At 72.3% G+C, this 5,623-nt stretch carries 4 protein-coding genes; 1 reads left to right on the top strand and 3 read right to left on the bottom strand.

Annotation, left to right across the window (positions count from 1 at the left end):
* Positions 1 to 1,296: NAD(P)/FAD-dependent oxidoreductase (locus tag AB7U92_RS20860; protein ID WP_428581518.1), on the bottom strand; the 1,296-nt coding region annotated here is incomplete at its 3' end.
* A gap of 71 nt (positions 1,297 to 1,367) precedes the next feature.
* Between AB7U92_RS20860 and AB7U92_RS20855 the strand changes: the two genes are divergently transcribed.
* Positions 1,368 to 2,015, top strand: a complete 648-nt coding sequence (locus AB7U92_RS20855) for a heme oxygenase (biliverdin-producing) (protein ID WP_428581515.1) — start codon at positions 1,368 to 1,370, stop codon at positions 2,013 to 2,015.
* On the opposite strand, the gene AB7U92_RS20850 is transcribed toward AB7U92_RS20855, so the two are convergent.
* Positions 2,005 to 4,179 (bottom strand): GAF domain-containing protein, encoded by a 2,175-nt coding sequence (locus AB7U92_RS20850; RefSeq protein WP_428581512.1) that lies wholly within the window; start codon positions 4,177 to 4,179, stop codon positions 2,005 to 2,007. The genes AB7U92_RS20855 and AB7U92_RS20850 overlap by 11 nt on opposite strands.
* Complete coding sequence (locus AB7U92_RS20845) at positions 4,176 to 5,549, bottom strand: PAS domain-containing protein (RefSeq protein WP_428581509.1); 1,374 nt, start codon at positions 5,547 to 5,549, stop codon at positions 4,176 to 4,178. Before AB7U92_RS20845 ends, AB7U92_RS20850 begins: the two co-directional genes overlap by 4 nt.
* Positions 5,550 to 5,623: the final 74 nt, after the last annotated feature.

The following is a 5,623-nucleotide window of genomic DNA, read 5'->3' as shown; positions in this document are numbered from 1 at the left end:
CCGGCTCATCGAGCCCAGCGCGGTTCGCCAGAAGCCGTGCAGGGCCACCTCGTGCATCTTGTACAGCGACAGGTACATGGTGCGCGCGAACCGGCCCTCGACCCAGAGGTTGCCGCCGACCAGCGAGCCCATCAGGTTGCCCACCGTGCTGTACTCGCCCAGCGAGACCAGCGAGCCGAAGTCGCGGTAGCGCCAGGGCTGCAGCGGCTGGCCCTTGAGCCGCCGCTGCAACTGCCTGACCAGGTGCGAGGCCTGCTGGTGCGCCGCCTGGGCCCGCGGCGGCACGTTGCCTTCGTGGCCCAGCCAGGGGGCGGCGGCGCAATCACCGATGGCGAACACGTTCGGGTCGCGCGTGGTCTGCAGCGTCGGACCGACGACCAGCTGGTTCAGGCGGTTGGTCTCCAGCCCGCCCAGGTCCTGGAGGAAATCGGGCGCCTTCACGCCGGCCGCCCACACCACCAGCTCGGCCGGAATCAGCTCGCCGCTGGCCAGGTGCACGCCCTCGGCGCTGACCGAGGTGACTCGCGAGCCGGTGCGCACCTTGATGCCCAGGCTCGTGAGCAGGCGATGGGCCGCGCCCGAGATGCGCTCGGGCAGCGCCGGCAGGATGCGCGGGCCGGCCTCGATGAGATTGAGGCGGATGTCGCGCTCGGGGTCGATGCGCTCGAGGTTGTACGACACCAGCGCGCGCGTGGCCTTGTGCAGTTCCGCCGACAGCTCCACGCCGGTGGCGCCGGCGCCGATGATGGCCACCTGCAGCTGTCGCGGTGCCAGCGGCTCGCTCTGCATGTGCGCGCGGATGCAGGCGTTGACGAGGCGACGGTGGAAGCGCTCGGCCTGCGCCGGCGTCTCCAGCGCGATGGCGTGCTCGGCCACGCCCGGCGTGCCGAAGTCGTTGGTCAGGCTGCCCACCGCCATCACCAGCGTGTCGTAGCCGCGCGTGTAGGGCGGCGTGATCGGCGCGCCTTCCTCGTCGATGGCCGGCGCGACGATGACCTCGCGCTTGTCGCGATCGAGGCCCACCATCTCGCCGACGCGGTAGCGGAAGCCGTGCCAGTGCGACTGCGCAAGGTAGTCGGTGGCGTGCTCGTGCAGGTCGGTGCTGCCGGCTGCGATCTCGTGCAGGTGCGGCTTCCAGAAATGCGTGCGCGCCTTCTCGATCAGCGTGACGTGAGCCAGGCCCCTGCGGCCCAACCTGTTGCCCAGTTGCGTGACCAGTTCGAGCCCGCCCGCCCCACCGCCGACCACGACGATGCGGTGCGGCTGGCCCGCACCCTGCGTGCCGGTGTCTGCCATGTGTCTCGCTCCTCTCTCCTTGCGGGCATTGTCGGCGCGTCCTCGCCGTCGTGCACGACCATAATGGCCCGATGAGCGCCCTCGCCGCACGCCTGCGCACGCAGACCTGGCCCGCCCACCGCCAGGTCGAGGCCACGCCGTTCGTGCGCGCGATGCTGCGCGGCGGCCTGTCGCTGCCGGCCTACTGCCTGCTGCTGGCCAGCCTGCACCCGATCTACGCGGCCCTGGAATCCGGGCTGCAGCGCCACGCCGGGCGGCCCGAGGTGGCGGCGATCTACGCCGAGCCCTTGCTGCGCGAGGCCGCGCTGGCCGCCGACCTCGCCCACCTGCAGGGCGCCGACTGGCGCGGCACGCTGAAGGCGCAGCCGCAGGCGCTGGCCTATGCCGAGCACCTGGCCGCCCTGGCCGACGCCGCACCGGCACTGCTGGTGGCCCACGCCTACGTGCGCTACCTCGGCGACCTCAGCGGCGGCCAGACGCTGCGTCGCATCGTCGCCGGCTCGCTGGGCCTGCAGGGCGACCACGGCACGCGCTTCTACGACTTCGGGCCGCCCGCGCAGGTCTCGGCACTGGCCGGCAGCCTGCGCGCCGGACTGGACCGCATCGACGCCGACGAGGCCACCCGCGCGGCCATCGTCACGGAAGCAGAGCAGGCTTTCGCGCGGCACGAGCGCCTGTTCGGCGAGCTCGAGACGGCGCGCGCGGCCCTCAGCCCTTGAAGCTGCGGATGCGCGCGTAGAGCGCGGTGGCGCGGCGGGTCGCCGCCTCGAGGTCCTCGAGCATGGGCGTGACCGACGGCGCCAGGTTGCCGTCGGCAATGTCCATGGCGGCCAGGCTGGCGCTGGCGAGGATGGCACTCATCAGCTCGTCGGGCTCGCGCTTGCCGTTGCCGAATGCGGACAGCGAGGGTGCGGCCTGTGCCAGCGAGGCCTCGAGATGCTCGCGCGCCCGCATGGCCCGACGGGCCTCGGTGAGGTCGTCGAAGATCAGGATGAAGCCGAGCGTGGTGCCGTCGCGCGAGGGCACCACTTCGGCCCGCACCGACACCGGCGTGGCGCGTTCGCCGGCCAGCGTCAGCTCGCCGCGCCACGCATGGCCTTCGCCGGCCATCGCCGCAAAGGCGCGCCGGGCGGCGTCGCGCTCGACGAACACGGCCGCCACCGCAGCGAGGTCGTCGAGCTGCGCGCGCGTGCAGCCGGCCAGGCGCAGGAAGGCATCGTTGACGAACAGCGTGCGCTGCCGGCCGTCGCAGACGATCACTGCCTCGTCGGAGCTGACCACCTTGTCGCGCACCTGCGCGAGCTGGTGTTCGGCGATCAGCAGCCGCACCGCGTTGACCTGCACGATGATGTCGACCAGCGAGGCGCCGATCGCGCGTGCCAGGGCCAGCTCGCTGCCGCTCCAGGGCAATGCCGTGCCGCGCACCAGCTCCGACCAGGCCGCGAAGGAGCTGCGCGGCGACAGCTCCAGCGGGTTGGTCGCCACCACCGCCTTGGCCGGGTTGCCCGCCCAGGTGACGGTCAGCAGCTGCTCCTTGCGGAACCACATCAGGTAGTCGGGCCGGTCGCTGGCCAGGCGCGCCGCGATCACGCCGCTGGCGGTGGGCGTGAGCGAGGCCAGCGCCGGATTGGCCCGCTCCACCGAAGAGCAGTGGAACAGCCGGTCGCCCGACGGCGGCTGCGACTGCACCCATTGCTGCAGGGCGCGCAGCTGCGGCGTCGACGGCACCTCCCCGGTGGTGAGGATCTCGTCGTCGGTGAACAGCGCCGCGCCGGTGGCGTCCAGCGGCTGCAGCAGGGTGCGCGGGTTGCGCAGCAGCGCCAGTCGCCAGTCGCCCTCGGTGGAAGTGGCCTCGATCAGGCGCTGCTCGAGGCGGCGCACCTGGATCGCCACCTGCGCGTAGGCGTAGTTCTCGATCGCGGCAATGCGTGTGGAGACGACCTCCGCCAGCAGGTCGCAGGCGGCGCGCACCGCATAGCGCAGGTTGAAGGGCCGGTAGTGGTGACAGGCCACCAGCCCCCAGAGCTGGCCTTCGCGCACCAGCGAGACCACCAGCGTGGCGGTGACGCCCATGTTGCGCAGGTACTGCAGATGCAGCGGCGACATGCTGCGCAGCGAGCACATCGACATGTCGAGCTCGGTGCCCAGCCCCGGCACCAGCCGCGGCACCAGCTCGGCAGCCCGGTAGTCGACGTCGACCAGCAGGCGCACCCGGTTGCGCAAGTAGAGCTCGCGCGCACGCTGCGGGATGTCGGTGGACGGATAGTGGTGGCCGAGAAGCGACTCGAGCCGCGGATCGCGCGCCTCGGCGATCACCCGGCCGTGACCTTCCGGGTCGAACTTGTAGACCATCACCCGGTCGTAGCCGGTCATGTCGCGCACGCAGCGCACCACCGCGTCGGCCAACGTGCCGAGCGTGGAGGCGGCGCCGAAGCGCTGCACCGCGAGGTTGAGCTGGCGCTGCAGGCTCTCGCCGTCGATGTCGACCACCGGCACGCCGCCGGCCGGCGTGTCCAGCGGCTCGATCTCGACCACCAGCGCCTGCCCGGGCACGCGGTGCACGACGCCTTCATACGCGGCCTCGGCGCCGTTCATCGCGACGCGGCAACGCAGGGGTACCGGCTCGTCGAGGTCTGGCGCCAGGGCGATCTCGGCCACGCGCTCGGCCAGGTCCCCGCCGAGCGCGGCCAGCGGCCGGCCCAGCAACGCATCCGGCTTCATGCCCAGCAACCCTGCCGCATTGGCGCTGGCCTGCATCACCACCAGCCCGGGCTCGCGCACGGTCAGCAGAACGCCATGCGGCTGCACCGAGCCGGCGAGGTGGATGAGCTCGCGCTCGCAGTTGGTGAGGTCGGCCTCGCCGAACGCCGGATGGTTCTTCACGGCGACGCGCCTGCGTCCTCGTCTTGCGCCCGGCGCTGCACCAGACTTTGCTCGCTGATGCCGAGCAGCGATGCCGCCGCCTGCGTGTTGCCGGCGCTGCGCTGCAGCGCGATGCGGATGAAGTGCTGCTCGGCCAGGGCCGTGGCCTGGCGCAGCATCACCGGCAGCGGCGTGGTGCCGAGCTGCTCGCTCAGCCGCGTCCAGGCCTCGGCGAAGACCGCCTGCGCGTCGCCCAGCTCGGCGATGCGGGGCGCCGTCTGCCACAGCACCAGGCCGATGCACTCGCGGTCGCCCTCGGTGAGCCAGGTCGCGCTGACGCCCACCGAGCCACGCTCGCCGGTCCTGAGCAGCATCGCCTCGCGCTCGGCCAGTCCTTCGTGCCGCACTTCGCGCAGCAGGGCCTCGACGTCTTCGGGCGCACCGCCCAGCCAGTCGGCGACCGGCCTGCCGAGCAGTTCGGTGTCGTCGCGCGCGCCCAGCAGCGCGATGAAGCTGGCGTCGCAAGTGATCACACGGCCGCTCGAATCGGCCACCGCTGCGGCTTCGCGCTGGCCGGCGGCGGCAGCGGGCGCCAGCGGCGAGGCCGCCGAGCGCACACGCACCAGCAGCCGCTGCTCGTCGCCGGCGCGGAACGGCATCGCCGCCACGCTGCAGGTGACCGGATCGCCGATCAGCCGCGCGCGCAGTTCCGACGGCCGGCCGCTGCTGCGCGCGCTGGTCATCAGTTCGTGCACCGCGCCGCGCGAACGGTGATCGAACAGCGCGTCGACGGCACGCCCGGCCAGTGCCGCCATGCCGCCCAGGCGCGAGGCGATGGAGCGGTTGGCGCGCAGGATCTTCAGCGAGGCCGACTCGACGGCCAGCACGCCATCGCTCAGCACCTGGTACAGCTGACGCTCCTGCGACTCGGCCTGGCGCGCCTTCCAGTAGCCACGTTCGAGGTCCTGCTGGGCGTCGAGGAAGCGCTGCTGGATCGCGGCGATGGCGCGCAGATCGCGCCCGACAGCGATCACCGGGCCGTTGCGGCCGAGCCGGATCGCCGTGTAGGCCACCGGGATGTCGGCCCCGCCGGCACCGCTGTGGCTGATCTCGCGCCGCCGCGCCAGGCCGGTGCTGGCGACGTCGTGCAGCATCGCCTCGACCTTGCGCCGCATCGGCGTGGCCACGGTATCGGCCCAGGGGCGGCCGACCCACTGGTCGGCCGAAGGCGCCATCGGCTGGGAACCCGACTGGGCCACGCTCTGGATCACGCCGGTTTCGTCGAGCACCAGCGCGATGTCGCTGGACAGCGACACGAAGGTCTGGGCCAATTCCTGTGCCCAGGGTGCCAGTGCACCCAGATCATCCGTACTGCCCGAGCGTTGATTCACGCTGCTTCTCCTGGAGGCCGACGGTTGATGCTGCTGATCGTCGCTTGGCGCATTCTATGCCCGGCCCTGGCATC

The sequence above is a fragment of the Piscinibacter sp. genome (genome assembly GCF_050175855.1).
GTDB lineage: Bacteria > Pseudomonadota > Gammaproteobacteria > Burkholderiales > Burkholderiaceae_C > Piscinibacter.
This window is presented reverse-complemented; position numbering and strand designations above follow the sequence as displayed.

Bases quoted from the DNA above. Each gene is read 5' to 3' on its own strand.
- AB7U92_RS20855 (WP_428581515.1), top strand. From the start codon at position 1,368: ATGAGCGCCCTCGCCGCACGCCTGCGCACGCAGACCTGGCCCGCCCAC.